Below are 20,872 nucleotides of genomic sequence, written 5' to 3' on the forward strand. Positions count from 1 at the left end.
CGTGGCAATCTCGTTGGCAGGAAACCGGCGCTGGACCATGGTCAGAGGGACGTGTTACCGGGTCGGAGCGGACCGCACGGACGACGTCCGGATCATTGACGTCCGACTACCAGACGCTGGCCGACGTGGATCGTATTGTCTTGCAAGTTGTTCAGCAGCTTGAGCGTATTGACGTCGACCCCGTATAGACGGCTGAGCGCCATCAGCGTATCGCCCGGTTTGACCTGGTGATACCGGGGTGTCGCCGCGGCGGCCGGGGCCGGATCCTGCATCGGAGCCGTGGCCATGGCGCCCGGATCCATGCTGCCGGGTTGCATCTTGTCGGGCCGCTTCCCCTTGGCCGGAGCCTTGCGCGCCCGCCCCTGCGCGTCTTGTTCTTTCAGCAGGGCCGCATCCCGCATGGCCGCTGCTTCCTCCTGCATCCGTCCCAACTGCTCGCGGACCGCTTGCACCTGGGCGGTCAATTCACGATTGCGCGCTTCCAGCTCGGACGAGTCCCGCTTGAGCCGTTTGAGCTCGCTGTCCATCTCGCCGGTCCGCTTTTCCTCCTGGGCCAGCAACCGCTGGAAATTCATCGCGCGGGCTTTTTCCGCCTCGTATTTTTCCCCCATCACGCAGCCGGCCAGCATCACCGTGCCGATCGCCAGCGCCACGAGACGTCCTGCATGTCTACCCATCATAAATTGCCTCTTCCCCTCCATCTCTCCACGCCAGTGAACCCCAATGCGAACGCACAAAGCATAGAGCCTAAGAGACTGAAAGTCAAAGCACAAGGCTCTTCGCAACTCGGACGGAAGCGCGTAAGGAGGCGACTCTCGGCCCCATCCGCTGGTTTGACCCCTCTCCGAGGGTATGTTACGGTTTGGGCCGGATCGCACCCGCGTCGGCTGGGGGCGGCCGGGCACCGAGGAGCAGCCATGCACCAGCCTGATAGTCACGGAAAGAAGGGGCCTCTTGGCGCGGCCAGAGCCGGCCGATCGGTGCTGTTGGACGGGATCGCCATCCACCTCGCCCAGCCCATGGACTCCTCGCAGGAATGGATCGGCGAGCGCGAGATCCTCCGGCAGTTGCTGGCCTGCTGGCTCGTGATCGACGAACGGGACCTGCCCCTGGCCCCCCGCATCTCCGGCCAGCCCGGCATCGGCAAAACCTCGCTGGCCATGGCCGGAGCCAAGGAGCGCAAGCAGGACTTGTACATCTTCCAATGCACCGCGGATACCAGGCCCGAAGACCTGCTGATCACGCCCGTGCTGGCGGAATCCGGCACGATCGCCTACCATGCCTCCCCCCTCGTCACGGCCATGCTGACCGGCAGCGTGTGCGTGCTGGACGAGGGCAACCGGATGAACGAGAAGAGCTGGGCCTCGCTGGCCTCCCTGCTGGACCACCGGCGCTGCGTGGAGTCCATCGTGGCGGGCCTGCTGATCAAGGCCCAGGACGATTTCCGCTGTTGCGTGACCATGAACGAGGATGCCTCGACCTACGAGGTCCCCGATTACATCCTGTCCCGCTTGCAACCGACCTTGAGCATGGGCTTCCCGCGACGGGACGACGAGCTGGCGATTCTGCGCTACCACATGCCCTTCGCGCCGGGTGAAATGCTGGGGCTGACCGTGGACTTCCTGCAAGCCGCGCATCAGCTGAACCTGGAGTTCTCGGTTCGGGACGGGATTCACCTGCTGCAATATGCGCTCAAGCGGCTGGCGCAAGACCCGACCCACCCCCTGTCGAAAGACAACGCCTGGCGGGAATCGCTGGTCAAGGTGCTGGGCGAAGAGGCGCTGGACCTGGAAGGACTCTCGCGGCGACGGAAGCGGGCGCTGGGAAACCAAACCTTGCCCCAGGGGCTGGGCGATTTTTTCTTCGAAGGGGACGATCCGCTGCACCCGGAACGGTAAACCATCGTCCGAACGTCTTCAAGGCGTCACGTCTTCGCGCGGCCGACTAGGCGACTTTCGGACTGTGCAACTGTATGACCGACCCAACCGATGCGATCCTGCGCCTCTCTCCGCGAATTCAGGTCCTGCCGATCCTCCATGGAAGCGGCGACCTGGCGCAGGAGGTCCGCGAGGCCCTGATTTCACGCCCCGTCGATTGTCTCGCGGTTCCCCTGCCGCCCTCGGTTGAACCGGCGCTGGAACAGGCCGTCGGGTCTCTGCCCCGCATCCACCTGGTGGTGCTCCCGGAGCCGGACCGGGATGGAACTCCACGGGCCAGCTACGTGCCGGTCGATCCCTGCCAGGCGGTCATCATGGGTATTCGGGTCGCCATGGGCGAGGGCATCCCGCGCGCCTACATCGATCGGGACGTGACCGCCTTCGAGCCGACGCCCTTCACCGCCCCGGACCCCTACGCGCTCAAACGGATCTCGCTGGCGGCTTATGCGGCGGCGCTGCTCCCCTCTCTCCCGGCGCCGCCCCCTCATAGCCAACGCGAGCGGCGCATTGCTTGGATGGCCTTTCGCCTCCACGAACTGGAGCTGGATTCTGCGTCCATTCTCTGTCTCTGCCATGTGGCCGACTGGCCCTGGCTGCGGGAGGCCTATCGGGAACGCAGTCCTTACGTCGATCCGGAGCCGATCGCCCAACGTCCGTCCGCCGCGCCGGTTTCTTCCTCGACCTTGTACTTTGCGCTGGGCGAGCTGCCGTTTCTGACGGAATTGTACGAACGGCGGCGCGCCGAGGTCCGCTCGGACCGCCACCTCTCGGTCGACGGCATCAAGGAACTGCTGCTGAGCGCCCGAACCCGCTGGACCGACAGACGCCACGCCGAGAATCGGTCGATCGCCAACTGGGTCACGCCCCACCTGTTGCAGCGATACCTCCAGTACGTTCGGAACCTGGCCCTGCTGGATCGCCGTCTGACTCCTGATCTCTACACCTTGGTCCTGGCCGCCAAGCAGATGGCGGGAGACGACTTCGCCATCACGCTGCTGGAAACCGCCAGGAGTTACGCCTTTCAAGAAGACACAGAGGACTGGGCCGGCTCCTCCCTGTCCATCGGCATCGGCAAACTGGAATTGCCGGACGGTCGGGTGGCAACCGCAAAGAACCGACTGCCAGGACCGGTCCTGGCCTGGCGGGCTCTTTCCCTCCGCCCCGCCCCGGAACCCATCACCAGCCGCCGCTGGACCCTGCAATGGAATCCGTTCCGGCAATGTTCCTGGCCGCCAGAGGACAACCGGATCGAAAGCTTCACGCAGCATGTGCGGGAACAGGCCAGGGCCATTCTGGGCGCAGACCTGGCCCGCGCGGAGAAGTTCACGAGCTCCATCAAGGACGGAGTGGACGTGCGCGAGACCCTTCGCCACTGGCACCGGACGCGGAGGCATCCGGGCCACGGTGCCGATAGCCAGACCGCCAGGCTGCGCATGGACATCTATGTCAAAGATATCCCGCCGGCCCGCGGCCAGGTCGAAGTGGTCCTGTTCCTGTTCGACACCCCGGCCGATCCGGCCCGTTATTCCTGGCAAGCCACTTGGTATGCCGAGCATCAGGAAGAGTCCACCCTCTGCTTCTATGCCAGCCCTTTCCAGGCGCAGATGGTCGGGCCGGGCATCGCCCAGTCCTGCTACGGCGGCGCCCTGTTCCTGTTTCCACCCAGACCGATCCCCGACATCTGGCAGGATCCCCGGCTGAACGCCGCCCGGACGTTAGAGGAACGGCTCATCGCCGCCGGAGCGCTGCACTCGCAGGAGCCGCATATCGTGCTGGTGACGCCAGTTCCGCCGCTGGCCCGCTGGCGAAGGATCGCCCGGTCGTTCAACCGCCGGCTGGTCCCGATTCCATTGAGCCGGTTCTCTGGACAGACCGTGGACCGGTTGCGCCGGTTCCACGTCCTGAACGGACACGAGATCCGGAGCTACGCCACGAAGTTTATCCGGGAATGAAAAGGGAAAGGAGCCGTCAGCTCTCAGCGGTCAGCTTCGGATTGGATCTCCATCGTTGGCCTTGCTGACAGCCGAAGGCTGATAGCTCCGAACAACTTCATGAGCCATTCGACTCAGACAGATGCGGAAAAGCATACCATGGCCGGCCGGCGCATCGAGACGCTGCGGAAAGAGATCCGCCGACACGACCATCTCTACTACGTCAAGGCCCGTCCGGAGATTTCCGACCTGGCCTACGACCGCCTGTTTCGGGAACTGGCGGATCTGGAGGCGGCCTACCCCGACCTCATCACCCCGGACTCTCCGACGCAGCGCGTCGGAGCCCCGCCCTTGGACGAACTGACGAAGGTCACGCATGAGCGGCCCATGCTCAGCCTGGACTCGATCACCGACCGGGAGGAAGTCCTGGCCTTCGACAAGCGCGTGCGACGGGAACTGGCCAAAGAACTGGACCGCGAGATGGAATCCGAGACGATCCATTACACGGTCGAGCCGAAGTACGACGGCTTGTCGGTGGAGCTGGTCTACGAGTCGGGACGGTTCGTGCGCGGCGCGACCCGAGGCGACGGGCAGGTCGGCGAGGACGTGACGATCAACCTCCGTACCCTCCGCTCCCTGCCGCTCACCCTCAACGAAGACCAGGCCCCGCCGGCCCATGTGGTCGTGCGCGGCGAGGTGTACATGCGCCTGGACGATTTCCAGGCGCTCAACCGCCGCATCACCGAACGGGGCGACGAGGCCTTCGCCAATCCCCGGAACGCGGCCGCCGGCTCCCTGCGCCAGCTGGACTCCCGGATCACCGCCGAGCGCCCGCTGGTCCTGACCTGTTATGAAACCATGGTCCGGTCCGGCAACCTGCCCCCCACGCATTGGGACGAGCTGGACACCCTGGCCGCCTGGGGATTGCCGGTTCCGGAACAGCGGCGGCGCTGCGACAGCATCGGCAAGGTGCTCGCGTTCCACGCCGACATCGAAGCGGAACGCGATGCCCTGCCGTTCGAGATCGACGGGGTGGTGGTCAAAGTGGACCGCCGCGACTGGCAGGCGGCGCTGGGCGAGAAGTCCCGGAGCCCGCGCTGGGCCCTGGCGTTCAAATTCACCCCGCGCAAAGAGATGACGGTCGTGCAGGACATCGCCGTGTCGGTGGGCCGCACCGGCACGCTCACGCCGCTGGCCTTGCTCAAACCCGTGGAGGTAGGCGGCGTCACGATCAGCCGCGCCACCCTGCACAATGCCGACGAGGTGGCCCGCAAGGACATCCGGGTGGGCGATACGGTCAAGGTGGAACGGGCGGGCGACGTGATTCCCGCCATCGCCGAACGGGTGCCGGTCCCCGGCGAGCAACGGGCCGAGCCCTTCCGCATGCCGGAGACCTGTCCGGTCTGCGGCGCCGCCGTGGCGAGAGAAGGGGCCTACTACTACTGTTCCGGTCAGGCCGCCTGCCCCGCCCAGCTCAAAGGCGCCCTAGAACATTTCGCCTCCAAACAGGCGCTGGACATCGACGGCCTCGGGAAAAAGACCGTGGCGCAGCTGGTGGAGGAAGGATTGGTCCGCGAGTTGCCCGACCTCTACGAGCTGACCAAGGAGCAGCTTCTGGCGCTGGACGGATTTGCCGACAAGTCCGCCTCGCTGTTGCTGGAGGCCGTCCGGCGGAGCAAGCAGGCGACGTTGGACCGCTTCCTCATGGGGCTGGGCATTAGGCAGGTCGGACGGCACATCGCCCGGGTCCTGGCCCGCCGCTTCGGAACCTTGGACGCGATCATGGCCGCGGACCGTGAGACCCTCGAAAGCGTCCACGAGATCGGGCCGGAGATTACGGCCAGCCTGGAATCGTTTTTCCGCGAAGAGCGGAATCGGCGCGTGATTCAACGCCTGCGCGAGTTGGGAATGCGCTTCGAGGAACCGGGCGGGGCGGAGAGCGGCGCGGCGCGGCGTCTGGAAGGACAGACCTTTGTCTTCACCGGCGGCCTGATCCGGCTCAGCCGGGACGAAGCCAAGCGTCTGGTCGAAGACCGCGGAGGCCGGGTCACCTCCAGCGTCAGCAAGCACACGAATTATGTGGTAGCCGGCACGGACCCCGGTTCCAAGCTCGACGAGGCCCGGCGGCTTGGCGTCCGAATCTTGACGGAACCGGAGTTTCGCGATCTACTGGAGCCATCGTGAAGACAAGCCGACTCATAGCCGTCACGCGCCGGAAGAAGCAGGCCCGGCGTCAGAACCCCAAGGTCGCGCCGGGCAAGACCCCGGAGTCGTCGTCCATTCTGGATGCGCTGGCCGGACCGGTGGCGGTGCTGGACCGGAAGGGCTTGCTGATCGCGGCCAATGCCGCCTGGAGACGCGCGGCCCGCACCCAGTCGCTCCCCTTCCCGCGGCTGAACCAGGGAACCAGCTACTTCAACGCGTGCCGGCGCGTCACCGGAGTGGCGGCGGAAGCGGCGAGGAAACTCCTCGCCGGCGTGCAAGCGGTGCGGGACGGAGCGCTGGCGCAGTTCTCGCTCGAGTACCCCTCTCGCACCCAGAAAACCCCACGCTGGTTCCTGGTGCAGGCCGCTCCGCTTGCGCATACGGACGGCAGGGTGGTCCTCTCCCACCAGGACATCACCGCCCTGAAGCACCAGCAACTGGAGCAGGATAAGCGGTTGAAAGCGTTGGAAGCCAGGAATCAACAGCTCGACCAGATCGCGATTCGGGACCCGCTCACCGGCCTTTACAACCGCCGTTTTTTCGACGAGATGCTGGCCCGGGAATGGCGGCGCTTTCAGCGGACCGGCGAGGGCTTCACCCTCATCATCATGGATGTGGACGCGTTCAAGAGCGTCAACGACCGGTATGGGCACGAAGCCGGTGACCGGGCCCTGCAGCAAGTCGGCGCGGGGTTGCGCGCGACGCTCCGTGCCAGCGACCTGGTCGCGCGCGTCGGCGGGGACGAGTTTGCGGCCCTGCTCCCCCGCACCGACACCGAACGCAGCCAGCCCGTCATCGAGAAGTTGTGCGACACGGTCAAGCAACTGCGCCTGCAGACCGAGTCCGGCCCCATTCCCGTGTCGCTCAGCCTGGGCACGGCCACGGTGCCCGGGTTTCCCCCGGTCACCTCCGCCGCCGAGCTCCTGCGGGTGGCCGACAAGCGGATGTACGAGGCGAAGCGTCTCTACTCAGAGGGAAAATCAGCCCCCCGCTGACTCGGCCGACGCCCCGGCCTTCTCTTCCTTGACGATCTGCACGCTCTTGATGGACTTGGGGTCCGCTTCGTGCACGATGAGGCGGCAGGACCCGGCGCGCACCTCTTCGCCGGCCGCCGGGATGCGGCCCAACTGTTCCTGAATCAGGCCGCTGATCGTGTTCGCCTCCTCGTCCAGCGTGACCTTCAGAAACTCGTTGATCCGGCGCACCTCGGTCCGCCCATGCACCAGGATCTGATTCTTGCCGATGCGCTTGATCAATTCCACGGCCAGGTCGGTCTCGTCCATAATTTCGCCGACGACTTCCTCCAACAGGTCCTCCAGCGTGATCAGGCCCATCATGCCGCCAAATTCGTTCACGACGATGGCCATGTGCCGCTTCTCCCGCTGGAACTGCTTCATCAGATCGTCCGCCGGTTTCCCCGCCGGCACGAAGAGAGCCGGATTCGCGATCGCCTTGAGCTGGACGCCGTCATGCCCCTTGGCCAGCTCCATCAACGCCTTGGTCTTGTAGAGGATACCGATGATGTTGTCCAGGCTCCCCTCAAACAACGGAATGCGGGAGTACTTGGACGCGAACAGCTGTTCCCGCGCCTCCTTCAACGTCAGATTGCCGTCGAGCGCAAACACATAGATGCGCGGGGTCATCGAATCTTCGGCCGTCAGGTCGTTCAAATGGAAGACGTTCTTGATCATCTTGACCTCTTCGGACTCGATGACCCCCGCCTTGCCCCCCACGTCCAGCATGATCTTGAGCTCTTCCTCGGTCACGAATGGCACGGTGAGTCCCTTCCCGCCCGTAATCGCGGAGATCATCGGCTCCAACGCGAACAGGATCGGCGAGAGGCCCTGCTCGATCCAGTAGACCGGATAGGCCATCGTCAGCACCACGGACACCGCATGCTTGGCGGCCAGCGTCTTGGGCACGATGTCGCCGAAGATCAGCAGGAGAAAGGTCAGGATGCCGGTCGCGATCGCCACGGCTTCCGATCCGAACATACGGATCGTCAGGATCGTGGCCCAGGAAGCCGCCCCGATGTTGACCAGATTGTCCCCGATCATGATGGTGGAGAGGAGCCGCTGGGGATGGGCCCGCAAATGCAACGCCAGCGTCGCCCGCTTGCCGCCGGCCTCCGCCAAGGCTTTCAGCCGCGTTTCGTTCACGGAAAAAAATCCGATCTCGGCCGCCGAGATCACGGCTGACAGGAAAATCAAAACCAGCAGGATCAGAAAGTCCATGGGGAAATCAGGCGAAGACCAGTGCCGTGAGCGCTTCCCTGTCACCGACTCCGACGAACAGACGAGTCATGGCGGAGAGAGAGGCAGAAGCGGCGAGACGCAGAAAGACCGGCTGAATGCCTATGGGGCCACCGTCATCCATAAGGGCATGATCGTAACACAGCCGGCAGAGCCTGGCAACGAACGTCGAAAGACGGCCAGCAAAAGCAATGACTTGCACATCAACGAAGGGATTGTGGAGGCGGCAGGAAGGCCCTAGGTGTCGTCGCGCAGGACCAACGGCTCGACCTGAAATTGAGATCCCAGCCTCTCCGCTACGGCTTCCGCCTGCTGTTCCGAGGCAAAGCGGCCGACCAGCACACGATATCGGATGCCCATGGGAAGCTCGACTTGCGCGACGCGCACATCGTGGTATTGAGCTTTGAGCCTCCCCGCCAGCGATTGCGCATTGGCTTGCTCGGCAAACGACGCCACCTGGATCTGGAGATAGCCCATGGCGCCTGGACGGCCCTGGTAGGCGGTAACGCGCAACTCGATCTGGTCGGTGCCCGCCCCGGTCATGCCGAGGCTCTGGGCCGCCCCCAACGACAGGTCGAGGATTCGATTCTTGGCGAAGGGCCCCCGGTCGTTGACGCGCACCGTCACCATCCGGCCGTTGCTCAACGACTTCACCTGCAGGACGGAGCCCAGCGGAAGCGTCCGGTGCGCGGCCGTGAACCGGTGCATGTCGTATCGTTCGCCGTTGGCGGTCTTATGTCCGTGGAACCCCGGTCCATACCAGGAAGCCACACCCCGTTCCACATGGCCGATTGGGTATCCAGCCGGATAGCCGGCCGGGGAAACGGTCCTCTGTGGCCCGCCCCCGCAGCCCGGCATCAGGCAAATCAGCAGCCACAACGAGAGACAGGAACGGGTGAGGAGGGGCGGAAGAGCGATGCCGTAAGCCTCTTTCAGCATCCTGTTAGATTTCGTCCAAGGACTTGTCCCGGAGCATCGCCAACGCCTTCTGCTGATCGGACACGGTGAGCACCACGATCGCACGCTTCCCCTCGCGAGATGGGGTCAAGTAGGCACATTCGATGTTGATCTTGGCCTGTTTGAGCAATTCGGCCACTTCGCTCAGCGCGCCAGGCTTGTTTTCCAGACTTAAGACCAAGGCCGCCTCTTCCCGAAATTTGATCTTGCCCTCCGTGAGCGCAACTTTTGCCTTCTCCACATCGTTCACCAACAAGCGCAGGTGCCCGTGGCCTGTGACCTCAGGGGCCGAGAAGGCCTTGATGTTCACCCCTGCCGCGCCGAGCACCGACGCCACATGGGCCAGGGTGCCCGGTTTGCTTTCCTCGCTGATCACCAATTGCGTTATCGCCGGCATAATGTTCGCTCCGTGTTAAACAGGTCGTTTTTCTTCACGCTTCACGCTTCACGCTTCTTTATACCCATAGAGCCACCGGGCTGTGGCCCCGCCCACGTTGCGCACCGAATGGGTGACGTGGGCCGGAATGAAGACTTCCTCTCCAATGTGTGGGCGGAACGTCGCGCCTTGCATCTCCAGCTCCAACTCCCCTTCCAACACTATCACCAACTCGTCCGTGTCGTGCACATAGTCTTCCCACACTTGCCCCGGCTGGTCAACCCAGAGGCCGCAGGAGAAGCCGCGGGAGCGCCAGTCCTGCTCGATCTGCCTACGATCTGCACCCATCTGCTCCATCTTCCGTTCACAAGGGATTGTCGCAGCAACACCTTCTTTCATTTTTTCGGTCTCTGTGGGGCAATTTTAACGGCAATCTTCATAGAAGAACTGCGGCCGATAAAGCACAAAGGGGATGCGGCGAGTGGCCTGCATCCCCTCCATGACTGACACAAGCGCCACTGGCGCTTAGCACGGCTTGCCTAGGACTGAGGGCATCTCCATCGTCGACGGATGATCCTGGTGCGTGCCCTCATGGAGCGGCCGGCCCGATTTATGTCCCGGTCCTGCACCTGCCCTGACGCCCGCTCCATCCAGACCGTATCGCAGGCCCGTCGCAATCTGATCGCCCGGTGGCGCGCCATGAGTTCCCTCCTGTTCAACCCTGAATCAGGGCCCTTTACGCCAACTGGAACGTCTCATTCAAAAACGCATATTCATAGATGCCGTTCAGGTCCACGCCGGCCATGACCGCCAGCTGCCGCACTTTCGACCGATAGCCCTTCGGCACGACCAGGTAAAACGGCACGCTCTTGTCGGCCAGCGTCTGCCACCGCTTGTACCGGTCCAGCTTGGTCAGCGAATCCTCGGTTTCGACCTCGGCGATCCACTCGACCTGGTTGCCGCTCGGGGTAAATTGCCAGCCGAGCACATCCGGCTCGTCGGTTTCCGAACCGGGGTTGATCGTGACCTTGCACTGGAACGACTTGGCCCAGCGCTGCGCCACCAGACTGACGACCTGGTCGTGGAGCGACGCGATCCTGATCTCCTGAATGATCGTATCCATTGTCACTCACCTCCTCGCTGCGGACATCGGCGCGCCGTGGTGCTCAGGCCCGCGACGCGGCCGCACCGATGCCCAACACCGTCTGCACCGTGCTCAACAGGCTGTCCGGCAGAAACGGCTTCCGGATACAGACCGCGCCCAAGGTCTGCACGCCATACCGGAGCATGGTCTCATCCGCATAGCCGGTCATAAGGAGCACCTTGGTCTCCTTCCGAGCGGCTTTCACGACTTCGGCAAGCTGGCAGCCGTTCATCGCCGGCATCTGCACATCCGTCAGCAACAGATGGATCGGCCCCCGATGCCGTTCACACTGTCGCAACGCTTCGCCCGGACCAGCCGCCTCCAGCACCAGATACCCGGCTTCTTTGAGCATGTCCAGCACCAAGCTCCGCACCAGGGGGTCATCATCCACCAGCAGTACCGTTGCCGATTCGGCACCCGCAGCCGACGAGCCACACTGCTTCCGGTCACTCTCAAGAGCGGCGCTTTTGATTTTTTGACGCACCTGTCGCTCCCTGACTCCTGATCTTCCTTACGAGCAGCCGCTCGTCGCGCCGCAGTTCATGCACTTGAGACAGGTCCCGTTGCGCACCAACGTAAACTCCTTGCAGTTTTGACAGGGATCGCCTTCGTAACCTTTCAAGCGCGCCAGCTCGACGGTCGTATAGGTCAGCGTTTCGCGTTTCAGCTCCAGCTTATGCGCCACCGCGCCGTTGCCGCCGTTTTCGCCGTTGCCGTGTCCGTTGCTGCCGTTGCCGTTCCTGCGCCTGGCCGGAAAGACCTCCGGGCTGATCGAGGAGGAGGCGAGGGCTTGCGGGTCCGCTTCTTCGCTGTCCTTGCACTCAGGGTCTTGCTCGTCCTTCTTCACCGAATCCATGCGCAGATCTTCCGGTACCACTTGCGCCAAGTCGTGGCGGCCCAGGTAGGTGATGGCCAACTCGCGGAAGATGTAGTCGATGATCGAGGTGGACATCTTGATCCGGTCGTTCAGCTTGACCGGACCGTTGGGCTCGAACCGGGTGAACACGAAGGCCTCGACGAACTCCTCCAGCGGCACCCCGTGCTGGAGTCCCAGCGAAATGGCGATCGCGAAGCAGTTCATCAGGCTGCGGAAGGCCGCCCCTTCCTTGTGCATGTCCAGGAAGATCTCGCCCACGGTCCCGTCGCTGTATTCGCCGGTCCGCAGATAGATCTTGTGCCCGCCCACAATCGCCTTCTGCGTGTAGCCCAACCGCCGTTCCGGCATCCGCCGCCGCCTCGCCAGGTAGCGGACGAGCACCCGCTCGGTGATCTTTTCGGCGGTCGCCAGCACGTCCCCGCTGGCCGCCGCATCGGCCAGCTCGCCGGAATCCGAGGCCGAGTTGAGCGGCTGACTGAGCTTCGAGCCGTCCCGATAGAGGGCCACGGCCTTGACCATCGAATGCCAGGACAACAGATAGGAGGCCTTCACCTCCTCCACCGTCGCGTCCGCCGGCATGTTAATGGTCTTGCTGATCGCCCCGCTGATGAAAGGCTGCGCCGCCGCCATCATCCGGATATGGGCGTCTACGGCGATATACCGCTGGCCCGTGCGGCCGCACCGGTTGGCGCAGTCGAAGACCGGCAGGTGTTCCGGCAGCAGATGCGGCGCCCCCTCGACGGTCATGGTGCCGCAGCAATAGTCGTTGGCGACGACGATCTGCTCCTGGGTGAACCCGAGCGCCTTGAGCATGTTGAAGTTCGGCTCGTTGATCTGCGCGTCGGTCAGGCCCAGCTTTTCGCGGCAGAACTCCTCCCCCAGCGTCCACTTGTTGAACGCAAACTGGATCTCGAAGGCCTGGCCCAGGCCCGCTTCCAGCCGGTCCAGCGCCGCCCCGTCGAAGCCCTTGGCTTGCAGGCTCTCATGGTTGATGAACGGCGCCCCCTTGAGCGTCCTGCGGCCGGTGCAGAAGGTGACGATCTCCTGGACCTGCGCCTCGTTGTACCCGAGGGTGACCAGCGCCGGCGGGATGCTTTGGTTGATGATCTTGAAGTAACCGCCGCCGGCCAGCTTCTTGAATTTCACGAGTGCAAAGTCCGGCTCGATCCCGGTGGTGTCGCAGTCCATGACGAGGCCGATCGTGCCGGTGGGGGCAATGCACGTCACCTGCGCGTTGCGGAACCCATACGCCGTGCCCAGTTCCAGCGCCTTGTCCCAGGCCCGCCGCGCTCCGATCAACAGATCCGGCGGGCAATATTCCGGCTGAATGCCCTGCGGCTTGATCGTCAGCCCTTCGTACTCCTCCGGCGCCGCATGGTAGGCGGCCCGCCGGTGGTTGCGGATGACCCGGAGCATGGGTTCGCGGTTCCGCGCATACCCGTCGAAGGGGCCCAGCTCGGCCGCCATCTCCGCCGAAGCCGCATAGGACTCGCCGGTCAGGATCGCCGTCAGCGCCCCGCAAATCGCCAGGGCTTTCGGGGAATCGTAGGGAATCCCCTGCCGCATGAGCACCGTGCCCAGGTTGGCATAGCCCAGCCCCAGCGTGCGGTAGATGAAGCTCTTTTCGGCAATGGCCTTGCTCGGGAACGAGGCCATCAGCACGCTGATTTCCAAGGCGATGGTCCAGAGCCGCACGGCATGGCGGAAATCATCCAGCCGCAACTGGCCGTCGGCTTCGTAGAATTCGCTCAGGTTCAGCGAGGCCAGGTTGCAGGCCGTGTCGTCCAGGAACATATATTCGCTGCAAGGGTTGGACGCATTGATGCGCCCGTCCTCCGGGCAGGTATGCCATTCGTTGATCGTCGTGTCGTACTGCGTGCCGGGATCGGCGCAGATCCAGGCGGCCCAGGCGATCTTGTCCCAGAGCTCGCGGGCCTTGATGGTCTTGGTGACCTTGCCGTCCGTGCGGCGCTTGAGCGCCCAGTCCCCGTCCTGCTCCAGGGCCTCGAAGAACCCGTTGGGAATGCGCACGCTGTTGTTGGAATTCTGTCCCGACACGGTCTGGTAGGCCTTACCGTCCCAGTTCGTGTCGTACTCGTGGAAGACGAAGTGGGTGAACCCTTCCTGGGCATAGGAGAACATCCGCTGGAGATAGGCTTCCGACACAGCCGACTGCCGCGCGGCCTTGATGGCCCGTTTGAGGGCTTCGTTCTTCGCCGGATCGATCTCGACTTTCATCGTGCCGTTGCCGTCCTGCACGTGACAGGCGCGGAGTACTTCGTTCAGCCGCTGCGCGCAGATCTTGGAGCCGGTGACCATGGCCGCCACCTTCTGCTCCTCGACCACCTTCCAGTCGACGAACTCTTCGATGTCGGGATGGTCCAGGTCCAGGCAGACCATCTTGGCCGCACGCCTCGTGGTTCCGCCGGACTTGATGGCGCCGGCCGCCCGGTCGCCGATCCGGAGGAAGGACATCAGGCCGGAGGAACGGCCTCCGCCCGAGAGGGGCTCGTTGTCCCCGCGCAGCTTGGAGAAGTTCGTGCCGGTGCCGGACCCGTATTTGAACAGCCGCGCCTCCCTGGTCCAGAGGTCCATGATCCCGCCCTCGTTGACCAGGTCGTCGTCCACCGCCTGAATGAAACAGGCGTGTGGCTGGGGATGTTCGAAGGCGTTCGTCGCCTTGACCATCTCCTTGCTCTTCGGATCGACGTAATAGTGCCCCTGGGACGGGCCGGAGAGGCCGTAGGCGTAGTGCAGACCCGTATTGAACCATTGGGGCGAGTTGGGCGCCGCCATTTGGCGCGCCAGCATGTAGCACATTTCGTCGTAGAACGAGGACGCGTCTTCGTCCTTGGTGAAGTAACCGTAGCTTTTTCCCCAATAGGTCCAGCAACCGGCCAACCGATGGAAGACCTGCCGCGCATCCCGCTCGCCCCCCAGCACCGGCGTGCTCTCCTGGGTGAGCAGGGGCTTCCCGTCGGGACCGACCTGGGGCACTCCGGCCTTCCGGAAGTATTTCTGCGCCAGGATGTCAACGGCGAGTTGGGTCCATTTCTCTGGCACATCGATGTTGTCCAGCTTAAAGACCGTGGAGCCATCAGGATTCTTGATCTCTGAGGAACGCTTGGCGAACGGCATGTCCTGATAGGGACTCTGCCCCCGTTGCGTAAATCGACGCTCGATCCTCACAATGTCTCCCTCCTGCTGGTTATGGGACCCGACTCTGGCTCAACGGCCTGTGGGTGCCAAAAAGAAAAGCGAACACCGGGAGTCCGCAGTGTTCGCTTCCGTTCAGGAAACCCCTGTTCTGGCTTGTTCGTCCGGCTGACCCTCGAGTCTGAGAGGTTCAGATCGCGTCATCTGAGGCCCTCGTTCGACATGTGCATCACCTCTAGGAAACCGGACGAACCGCAATATATGGCGAAGCCAACTGTTTGTCAATACCAAATGTTGTGGGGTCCTGTTGATCGGCAGGGAAAGGCTGTGGATAGAAAAAACGCCGCGTCCCGTGCGGTTGGGACCCAACTTGATCGTCAGATATCAACAGGCAACCGGGCTGCGGAATGCCCTTGGGAAGGACTTAGTTCGCCTGCTTGAGTCCGAGCGCTCCGATTTTTTTCGTCACTTGCTCGACGCCTTGCACGGGCCAAAACACTCCTCCGGCTCCGAGCACCAGAACCCGCTCCCCCAGGAAGCTGGTTTCAAAGAGGCTGAAGAGTCCGTAGCTGCGGCGCACCGTATTCGGACGAACGACGGCCCCGATCACTTGCCGGCCCTGCGGCGTCGTCAGTAGCGCACCCGCCAGATCCGACTTGCCTTGCGGCCACTGCTCAAGCGCCAGGACCAGACGTTGTTCCAGGAAGGCGACATAGTCCTGCGTCGTCGGATTGGTCAGCGCAAGCCAGACGCTGATCCCCAGCAGCGCCACGACGAAGCCCAAACTCCGGTTACTCATGTCCGTTCGCCCCGGCCCATGCCGCCAGACGCCGATGCGACCAATGCGGCGCCGGCCGGTTTGACAATCGCCCGCTGCTCGCCTATCTTCCGTCCGATTCGCCGTTCATTGCGCGACATCGCATCACACCAGCCTCGGAGGTTGTCATGTACGTCTGGAGCAAACGCCTTGTGATCGGATTGCTGGCCGCCTTCGGCCTGCTGCTCGTCATGTTTGTCATCGAGGGCCAGGCCGGCGGCACCAGCACGCTCAAGATGCATACGATACGCTGGATCACCCTGAACTACGCCGGCCTGGTGCTCTGGGTCTTCGTCTGGATGATCGACCAGGCGCGGGTGCGCGGGCAAAACGTCTGGCTCTGGCTGCTGCCGTTTCTGTTCGCCCCCCTGCCGACGCTCATGGCCTTCGTCTTGTTCCTCCAGCGACCGATGAAAACCTGATCTCTCACGACGCCTCCCGCGCCGCCACCTGCCTGCGCAAGGACCAGATCAACCACAGGCCGGGGATGGCGGCCAGGGCGGACAACCCAAAGAACGACGTCCACCCCAACAGCTCCACCAACTGAGCCGACGGCCGGCCCAAGAGCACCCGTCCCAACGCTTCCACCGAGGAGAGCGCGGCAAACTGCGTCGCCGTGTACCGGTGATCGCACAGCCCCATGACCAACGCCACAAACGCCGCGGTCCCCATGCCCCCCGAGAGATTTTCGATCATCACCGCCGCGATGAGCAGGACGTAGCTTTTTCCCGCCCAGGCCAGCGCCATGAATCCCAGGTTGGACACAGCCTGGAGTATCCCGAAGAGCAGCAGAGCCCGCACCAGCCCCAGCCGAGGCAGCAGCGCGCCCCCGATCATGGCGCCCCCCAAGGTGGCCCCCAGGCCCAACCCTTTCATCCCTCCCACATCGCTCGGGGAAAATCCGATGCCGGTGATCAAAAACGGGGTGTTCAAGGCCGCGGCCAGGGCGTCCCCCACCTTGTAGAGGGCCACCAGCAGAAGCAGCGCCCAAGCGGACGGCCGCCCCAGGAATTCCTTCACCGGCGCCCACACCGCTTCGGCGAGGGTGTGGGGCACATCGGGAGGAGTCGGCGGCTCCGGACTCACGACAATCGCGCCTAGTCCGACGGCCATGCACAAGACCATGAGCAGATAGGTATTCATCCACCCGACCCTGTCGGCCAGGATCAACGCCAATGATCCCGCCACCAGAAGGGCGAGCCGATACCCGGCTACCCACACCGCCGCCCCCCATCCCCGCTCCTTGGGTTCCAACACATCGGTGCGGTAGGCGTCGAAGACGATGTCCTGCGAGGCCGACAAAAAAGCCACCAACAGAGCCAGCGATCCGAACATCGGCAGGGCCGTCCGCGGCCCGGTGAGGGCCATGCCCGCCACCCCCGCCATCAAGCCGGCCTGGGTCAGAATCATCCATCCCCGGCGGCGCCCCAACCAAGGGGGCACAAATCGGTCCATCACCGGCGCCCAGAGAAATTTGAGGGTATAGGGCAACCCGACCAGGCTGAACCAGCCGATCGTCGCCAAGTCTACTCCCTCAACGGTCAGCCAGGCTTGGAGCGTGCCGGAGGTCAGGGCCAGCGGCAAGCCGGAAGCAAATCCGAGCGGTAGCATGACCCCGAGGCGACGATGGCTGAAGGTCTCGAGGAAGGAAGGCCGGCTCACCTGACCGGGGCCGACTGATGGCCGAGCAGGATCGGCAACGGAACGGTGGAGGTCCCTGTGTCATGGGACACGGGCATCAACAAGGCTGCCCGTTGAATACACAGGGTTTGAAGCGCGTCCGGTCGAAGTCGATGTTCTCTTGATAGACCTTTTCGTTCCCGTTCACCCCGTCCTGCTCCGGATCGTTCCACATCGTGTGGTTCCACCAATAGAAGAGCGGATGGGGCTCCGTATAATAGACCGGATTGCCGTAATGGCTCCGGGAATACTCCTGCACCAGACGGCCGGTAACGTAATCCACTTCCCCGTTGCCCTTCAACGAATAGAGCATGAGGAACATGCGGGCTTCATGGTCGTACAGCTCGTCCACGCGGGTGCTTTCGTCCGGTTCGACGGGCAGGGTTTCTTTCGGCCAGCCGGCAGGAGGGGCGCATAGCATCACGCCGACCACCGCAAGCGCAAACCAGGCTCTGAGTCCGTTCATTCCCGCACCTCCCTGTTCCCACTACACCGGTTCACGCCGCACGAGGCACCGGCCGGCCAACAGGATCCATGCGCAACCGCACGTTTTAAATAGTACCCAGCCGGACCGATCCTGTCAACGCTCCTTCAACCCGCTCGTGCATACGGCAGCCTCGCCCGGCGCCTCCTTGCCCCGCTCAGCTCCACTCCCCTATAATGGCAAACCTATGCACCTCGATTCGCAGACGAAACAAGTCTTGGAACCGCGGCAAGCCCGTCCCAGGGCTTCGCTGCACACGATCGGCTGCCGGCTCAATCAGGCGGAGACCGCCCTGCTGGCGGACCGGCTCAAGCGGGACGGTTACGAGCTCGTGGCGCAGGGCGAGCCGACCGACCTATTCGTGTTGAACAGTTGTTCCGTCACCGAAGATGCGGAAAAGGACTGTCGCTACCAGATCCGCCGGACCTTGCGCCATTCTCCCCGCGCCTTTGTGGCCGTGACCGGATGCTATGCGCAAACGGGCGTTGAGGCACTCCGTCGCCTCCCCGGCATCGACCTGATCGTCGGCGGTCAGTACAAGATGGAGCTGCCCGATTACCTGCCGGCGCCGTCGGGCCTCATGAAACAGCCGGCGCCTCGGGTGCTGCACACGAGAACCATCGAGCGAGCCGATTTCGTCCTGGACGGAACCGGCGACTGCGACTCCACGAGAGCCAACCTGAAAATCCAGGACGGCTGCGACTTCATGTGTTCGTTCTGCAACATTCCCTTCGCCCGGGGCCATGAACGGAGCCGGCAGCTGTCCGACGTCTTGCGCGAAGCGGAGGCGCTGATCGCGCGAGGACACAGAGAGCTGATTCTGACCGGCGTCAACATCGGACAGTACCGGCACGACGGGCGGTCCCTGCTGGATCTGATCAAGGAACTGGAGCAAGTCGACGGCGTGGCGCGGATCAGAATTTCCTCCATCGAGCCGACCACGATCCCCGATGCTTTGCTGGACCATATGGCCGCCTCCGCGAAACTCTGTCACTACTTGCACATCCCGCTGCAGAGCGGCGACGACGGCATCCTGCGGGCCATGAACCGGCGGTACCGCGCCGGCGACTACGCCTCCTTCCTGAAAAAGGCCGCCGGCCTGATCCCGGACCTGTGCCTCGGCACCGATCTCATGGTCGGCTTCCCCGGCGAAGATGACCAAGCCTTTGCCAACACCTACCGGCTGGTCGCCGACTTGCCCCTGGCCTATTTTCACATCTTCAATTTTTCCGCCCGGCCAGGGACCGCCGCGGCCAAGCTGCCCGATGCCATCCAACCGGCAGCCCTGAGCGCCCGCGCCAAAGCCCTGGCGTCGCTCTCGCGCGCCAAGCGGCTTGCGTTTTACCAGCGGTTCACGGGCCGGACCTTGCCCGTCCTCTTCGAGGCCAGGGAACCTGCCGGGCTCTGGACCGGCTGGACCGGCAACTATCTGCGCGTCGGCGTACGGAGCGACCGGGCACTGAGAAAACAGATCGAGCCGGTCGTCGTCACCGGCGCGATGGACGGGCTGGCCGTAGGACACCTGAGCGGGACCGGAGGTTCGGCATGATCGCGCGCGGGCCGGCGGCCTATCAGGTCCATATCGAGACCTTCGGCTGCCAGATGAACGAGTACGACACGGAACTGGTCCGCTCCCTGCTCAAGGCCAAGGGCTTTGCCTTCACCGAGGATCGGGAACGGGCCGACGTGGTCCTCATGAATACCTGCGCCATCCGCGAGAACGCGCACAACAAGGTCTATGGGCATCTGGCGACGCTCAAGACCATCAAGAAGCAGCGGAACCTCGTCGTCGGCGTCCTGGGCTGCATGGCCCAAAACCTGAAACAGGAATTGATGGAGCAGGCATCCATCGTGGACGTGCTGGCGGGGCCGGACGCCTATCGCAAACTGCCGGACCTGCTCACCCGGGCCATCGAGGCGCAGGAGCAGGGCCTCACCGCGAAGGGCCTTGCTGTCGACCTCTCCGAGTACGAGACCTACGAAGACATCCTACCGCAGCGGGCCGAGGGCCTCAACGCCTGGATCGCCGTCATGCGGGGCTGCGACAACTTCTGCACCTTCTGCGTGGTGCCCTATACCAGGGGCCGGGAACGTTCGCGGGACCCGCAAGGGATCATCCGCGAGGCCGAACACCTGGCGGCCCACGGCCACAAGCAAGTCACGCTCCTGGGACAGAACGTCAACTCTTACCGGCATGACGGATGGGATTTCGCGCGGCTGCTCACGGCCGTCGCGGAGGTGCCCGGGATCGCCAGGGTCCGCTTCACCTCCCCCCACCCGAAGGACTTTCCCCCGGCCTTGTTGGACGCGGTCGCGGACCATCCGAAGATCTGCAAGCACATTCACCTGCCCCTGCAATCGGGCAACGACCGTATCCTGCACCTGATGGACCGGACCTACAGCCGCAAGGAATATCTGGCCCTGGTGGAGGAGATCCGACGCCGGAACCAAAACATCGCGCTGACCACGGATGTCATCTGCGGGTTTCCCGGCGAGACCGAGGAGGAATTCCTCGACACGTATCGGACGGTGCAGGAGGTTGGCTATCACCAGGTCTTCGTCTTTGTATACTCCGAGCGCAAGAACACGATCGCAGGCAGAAAATACCCGGACGATGTCCCGGATGCGATCAAATCCGACCGCGCCACCAGGCTTGTGGAAAGGCAAAAGCTCATTGCGCTTCGGAAGAACCAAGACCTGATCGGCTCAATCGTCGAGGTCCTCGTCGAAGGCGACGCGAAGAAAGCTTCCACCCAATGGATGGGCCATACGGACTCCAACGTGACGGTCGTCTGGGGAAAGCAGGGGGCCCACGCCCGCCTCGGCGACCTCGTACCGATTCGCATCACCGATGCCTCCGTGACCACCCTCTATGGCCACGAGCTTTCGGCCCGTTCTTAGTTTCACACAACCGTCCGCATGGAGACCCCGCGCCAATTTAGGCGGGCAGAGGACAAACTTTGCTCCTGCCACAGGCCGGACGCTTGGCAGACCAAAGCCCAAGCCATAATTTTTCCAATGAATTACCATGCCCGCGCCTCCTGCGGGAGCTGGCA

The 20,872-nt window shown here is 63.6% G+C and carries 19 protein-coding genes; 8 read left to right on the forward strand and 11 right to left on the reverse strand.

Annotated elements, in window-relative coordinates; genetic code table 11:
• Nucleotides 1-92: 92 nt before the first annotated feature.
• Nucleotides 93-422, reverse strand: coding sequence for a LysM peptidoglycan-binding domain-containing protein (locus tag EPO61_07655; protein TAJ09002.1), 330 nt, complete (start codon nucleotides 420-422; stop codon nucleotides 93-95).
• A gap of 495 nt (nucleotides 423-917) precedes the next feature.
• Here EPO61_07655 and EPO61_07660 point away from each other — a divergent pair, with 495 nt between their 5' ends.
• The 4 genes from EPO61_07660 (at nucleotide 918) to EPO61_07675 (ending at nucleotide 7,068) form a co-directional block, all read left to right on the forward strand.
• Complete coding sequence (locus EPO61_07660) at nucleotides 918-1,898, forward strand: ATPase (GenBank protein TAJ08775.1); 981 nt, start codon at nucleotides 918-920, stop codon at nucleotides 1,896-1,898.
• A gap of 74 nt (nucleotides 1,899-1,972) precedes the next feature.
• On the forward strand, nucleotides 1,973-3,889 hold the full coding sequence (locus EPO61_07665) for a hypothetical protein (GenBank protein ID TAJ08776.1): 1,917 nt from the start codon (nucleotides 1,973-1,975) through the stop codon (nucleotides 3,887-3,889).
• Nucleotides 3,890-3,988: 99 nt separating this feature from the next.
• The gene (gene ligA, locus EPO61_07670) at nucleotides 3,989-6,052 is read left to right on the forward strand and encodes an NAD-dependent DNA ligase LigA (protein ID TAJ08777.1); all 2,064 of its coding nucleotides are present in this window, start codon (nucleotides 3,989-3,991) and stop codon (nucleotides 6,050-6,052) included.
• Complete coding sequence (locus tag EPO61_07675) at nucleotides 6,049-7,068, forward strand: GGDEF domain-containing protein (protein TAJ08778.1); 1,020 nt, start codon at nucleotides 6,049-6,051, stop codon at nucleotides 7,066-7,068. Before ligA ends, EPO61_07675 begins: the two co-directional genes overlap by 4 nt.
• On the opposite strand, the gene EPO61_07680 is transcribed toward EPO61_07675, so the two are convergent.
• Complete coding sequence (locus EPO61_07680; GenBank protein TAJ08779.1) at nucleotides 7,054-8,307, reverse strand: HlyC/CorC family transporter; 1,254 nt, start codon at nucleotides 8,305-8,307, stop codon at nucleotides 7,054-7,056. The genes EPO61_07675 and EPO61_07680 overlap by 15 nt on opposite strands.
• Between EPO61_07680 and EPO61_07685 the strand changes: the two genes are divergently transcribed.
• The gene (locus EPO61_07685; GenBank protein ID TAJ08780.1) at nucleotides 8,306-8,566 is read left to right on the forward strand and encodes a hypothetical protein; all 261 of its coding nucleotides are present in this window, start codon (nucleotides 8,306-8,308) and stop codon (nucleotides 8,564-8,566) included. The genes EPO61_07680 and EPO61_07685 overlap by 2 nt on opposite strands.
• Here EPO61_07685 and EPO61_07690 read toward each other — a convergent pair.
• From EPO61_07690 to EPO61_07720, 7 genes are all read right to left on the reverse strand, one after another.
• On the reverse strand, nucleotides 8,563-9,264 hold the full coding sequence (locus EPO61_07690) for a septal ring lytic transglycosylase RlpA family protein (GenBank protein TAJ08781.1): 702 nt from the start codon (nucleotides 9,262-9,264) through the stop codon (nucleotides 8,563-8,565). The genes EPO61_07685 and EPO61_07690 overlap by 4 nt on opposite strands.
• A 4-nt stretch (nucleotides 9,265-9,268) precedes the next feature.
• A complete protein-coding gene (locus tag EPO61_07695) occupies nucleotides 9,269-9,679 on the reverse strand; it encodes an ACT domain-containing protein (protein TAJ08782.1) in 411 nt (136 codons plus the stop codon).
• A gap of 48 nt (nucleotides 9,680-9,727) precedes the next feature.
• A complete protein-coding gene (locus tag EPO61_07700) occupies nucleotides 9,728-10,006 on the reverse strand; it encodes a cupin domain-containing protein (protein TAJ08783.1) in 279 nt (92 codons plus the stop codon).
• Nucleotides 10,007-10,394: 388 nt separating this feature from the next.
• A complete protein-coding gene (locus EPO61_07705; GenBank protein TAJ08784.1) occupies nucleotides 10,395-10,781 on the reverse strand; it encodes a hypothetical protein in 387 nt (128 codons plus the stop codon).
• Between the two features lie 43 nt (nucleotides 10,782-10,824).
• Nucleotides 10,825-11,286 carry a response regulator gene (locus tag EPO61_07710; GenBank protein TAJ08785.1) on the reverse strand — a complete coding sequence of 154 codons (462 nt, stop codon included), beginning with the start codon at nucleotides 11,284-11,286 and terminating at the stop codon, nucleotides 10,825-10,827.
• Nucleotides 11,287-11,313: 27 nt separating this feature from the next.
• The gene (locus tag EPO61_07715) at nucleotides 11,314-14,868 is read right to left on the reverse strand and encodes a vitamin B12-dependent ribonucleotide reductase (GenBank protein TAJ08786.1); all 3,555 of its coding nucleotides are present in this window, start codon (nucleotides 14,866-14,868) and stop codon (nucleotides 11,314-11,316) included.
• Between the two features lie 391 nt (nucleotides 14,869-15,259).
• Complete coding sequence (locus tag EPO61_07720; GenBank protein TAJ08787.1) at nucleotides 15,260-15,634, reverse strand: DUF4359 domain-containing protein; 375 nt, start codon at nucleotides 15,632-15,634, stop codon at nucleotides 15,260-15,262.
• A gap of 146 nt (nucleotides 15,635-15,780) precedes the next feature.
• On the opposite strand from EPO61_07720, the gene EPO61_07725 reads away from it, so the two are divergent.
• Nucleotides 15,781-16,074: a hypothetical protein gene (locus EPO61_07725; protein ID TAJ08788.1), complete on the forward strand. Its 294-nt coding sequence runs from the start codon at nucleotides 15,781-15,783 to the stop codon at nucleotides 16,072-16,074.
• Between the two features lie 4 nt (nucleotides 16,075-16,078).
• Here EPO61_07725 and EPO61_07730 read toward each other — a convergent pair whose 3' ends face one another.
• Nucleotides 16,079-17,263, reverse strand: coding sequence for an MFS transporter (locus EPO61_07730; protein ID TAJ08789.1), 1,185 nt, complete (start codon nucleotides 17,261-17,263; stop codon nucleotides 16,079-16,081).
• A 127-nt stretch (nucleotides 17,264-17,390) separates the two neighbouring features.
• Entirely contained in the window at nucleotides 17,391-17,798 is a 408-nt protein-coding gene (locus EPO61_07735) for a hypothetical protein (protein ID TAJ08790.1), read from the reverse strand.
• Between the two features lie 205 nt (nucleotides 17,799-18,003).
• On the opposite strand from EPO61_07735, the gene mtaB reads away from it, so the two are divergent.
• Nucleotides 18,004-19,365, forward strand: coding sequence for a tRNA (N(6)-L-threonylcarbamoyladenosine(37)-C(2))-methylthiotransferase MtaB (gene mtaB / locus EPO61_07740; protein ID TAJ08791.1), 1,362 nt, complete (start codon nucleotides 18,004-18,006; stop codon nucleotides 19,363-19,365).
• Nucleotides 19,362-20,717, forward strand: coding sequence for a tRNA (N6-isopentenyl adenosine(37)-C2)-methylthiotransferase MiaB (gene miaB, locus EPO61_07745; protein ID TAJ08792.1), 1,356 nt, complete (start codon nucleotides 19,362-19,364; stop codon nucleotides 20,715-20,717). Before mtaB ends, miaB begins: the two co-directional genes overlap by 4 nt.
• Nucleotides 20,718-20,872: the final 155 nt, after the last annotated feature.

It is taken from the genome of Nitrospirota bacterium (assembly GCA_004296885.1).
Taxonomy (GTDB): Bacteria; Nitrospirota; Nitrospiria; order Nitrospirales; family Nitrospiraceae; genus SYGV01.

Coding starts and splice junctions, on each gene's coding strand:
- EPO61_07655 (TAJ09002.1), bottom strand. CDS start 422: ATGCAGGAGGAAGCAGCGGCCATGCGGGATGCGGCCCTGCTGAAAGAA.
- EPO61_07660 (TAJ08775.1), top strand. CDS start 918: ATGCACCAGCCTGATAGTCACGGAAAGAAGGGGCCTCTTGGCGCGGCC.
- EPO61_07665 (TAJ08776.1), top strand. CDS start 1,973: ATGACCGACCCAACCGATGCGATCCTGCGCCTCTCTCCGCGAATTCAG.
- ligA (TAJ08777.1), top strand. CDS start 3,989: ATGAGCCATTCGACTCAGACAGATGCGGAAAAGCATACCATGGCCGGC.
- EPO61_07685 (TAJ08780.1), top strand. CDS start 8,306: ATGGGGAAATCAGGCGAAGACCAGTGCCGTGAGCGCTTCCCTGTCACC.
- EPO61_07680 (TAJ08779.1), bottom strand. CDS start 8,307: ATGGACTTTCTGATCCTGCTGGTTTTGATTTTCCTGTCAGCCGTGATC.
- EPO61_07690 (TAJ08781.1), bottom strand. CDS start 9,264: ATGCTGAAAGAGGCTTACGGCATCGCTCTTCCGCCCCTCCTCACCCGT.
- EPO61_07695 (TAJ08782.1), bottom strand. CDS start 9,679: ATGCCGGCGATAACGCAATTGGTGATCAGCGAGGAAAGCAAACCGGGC.
- EPO61_07700 (TAJ08783.1), bottom strand. CDS start 10,006: ATGGGTGCAGATCGTAGGCAGATCGAGCAGGACTGGCGCTCCCGCGGC.
- EPO61_07705 (TAJ08784.1), bottom strand. CDS start 10,781: ATGGATACGATCATTCAGGAGATCAGGATCGCGTCGCTCCACGACCAG.
- EPO61_07720 (TAJ08787.1), bottom strand. CDS start 15,634: ATGAGTAACCGGAGTTTGGGCTTCGTCGTGGCGCTGCTGGGGATCAGC.
- EPO61_07725 (TAJ08788.1), top strand. CDS start 15,781: ATGTACGTCTGGAGCAAACGCCTTGTGATCGGATTGCTGGCCGCCTTC.
- EPO61_07730 (TAJ08789.1), bottom strand. CDS start 17,263: ATGCTACCGCTCGGATTTGCTTCCGGCTTGCCGCTGGCCCTGACCTCC.
- EPO61_07735 (TAJ08790.1), bottom strand. CDS start 17,798: ATGAACGGACTCAGAGCCTGGTTTGCGCTTGCGGTGGTCGGCGTGATG.
- mtaB (TAJ08791.1), top strand. CDS start 18,004: ATGCACCTCGATTCGCAGACGAAACAAGTCTTGGAACCGCGGCAAGCC.
- miaB (TAJ08792.1), top strand. CDS start 19,362: ATGATCGCGCGCGGGCCGGCGGCCTATCAGGTCCATATCGAGACCTTC.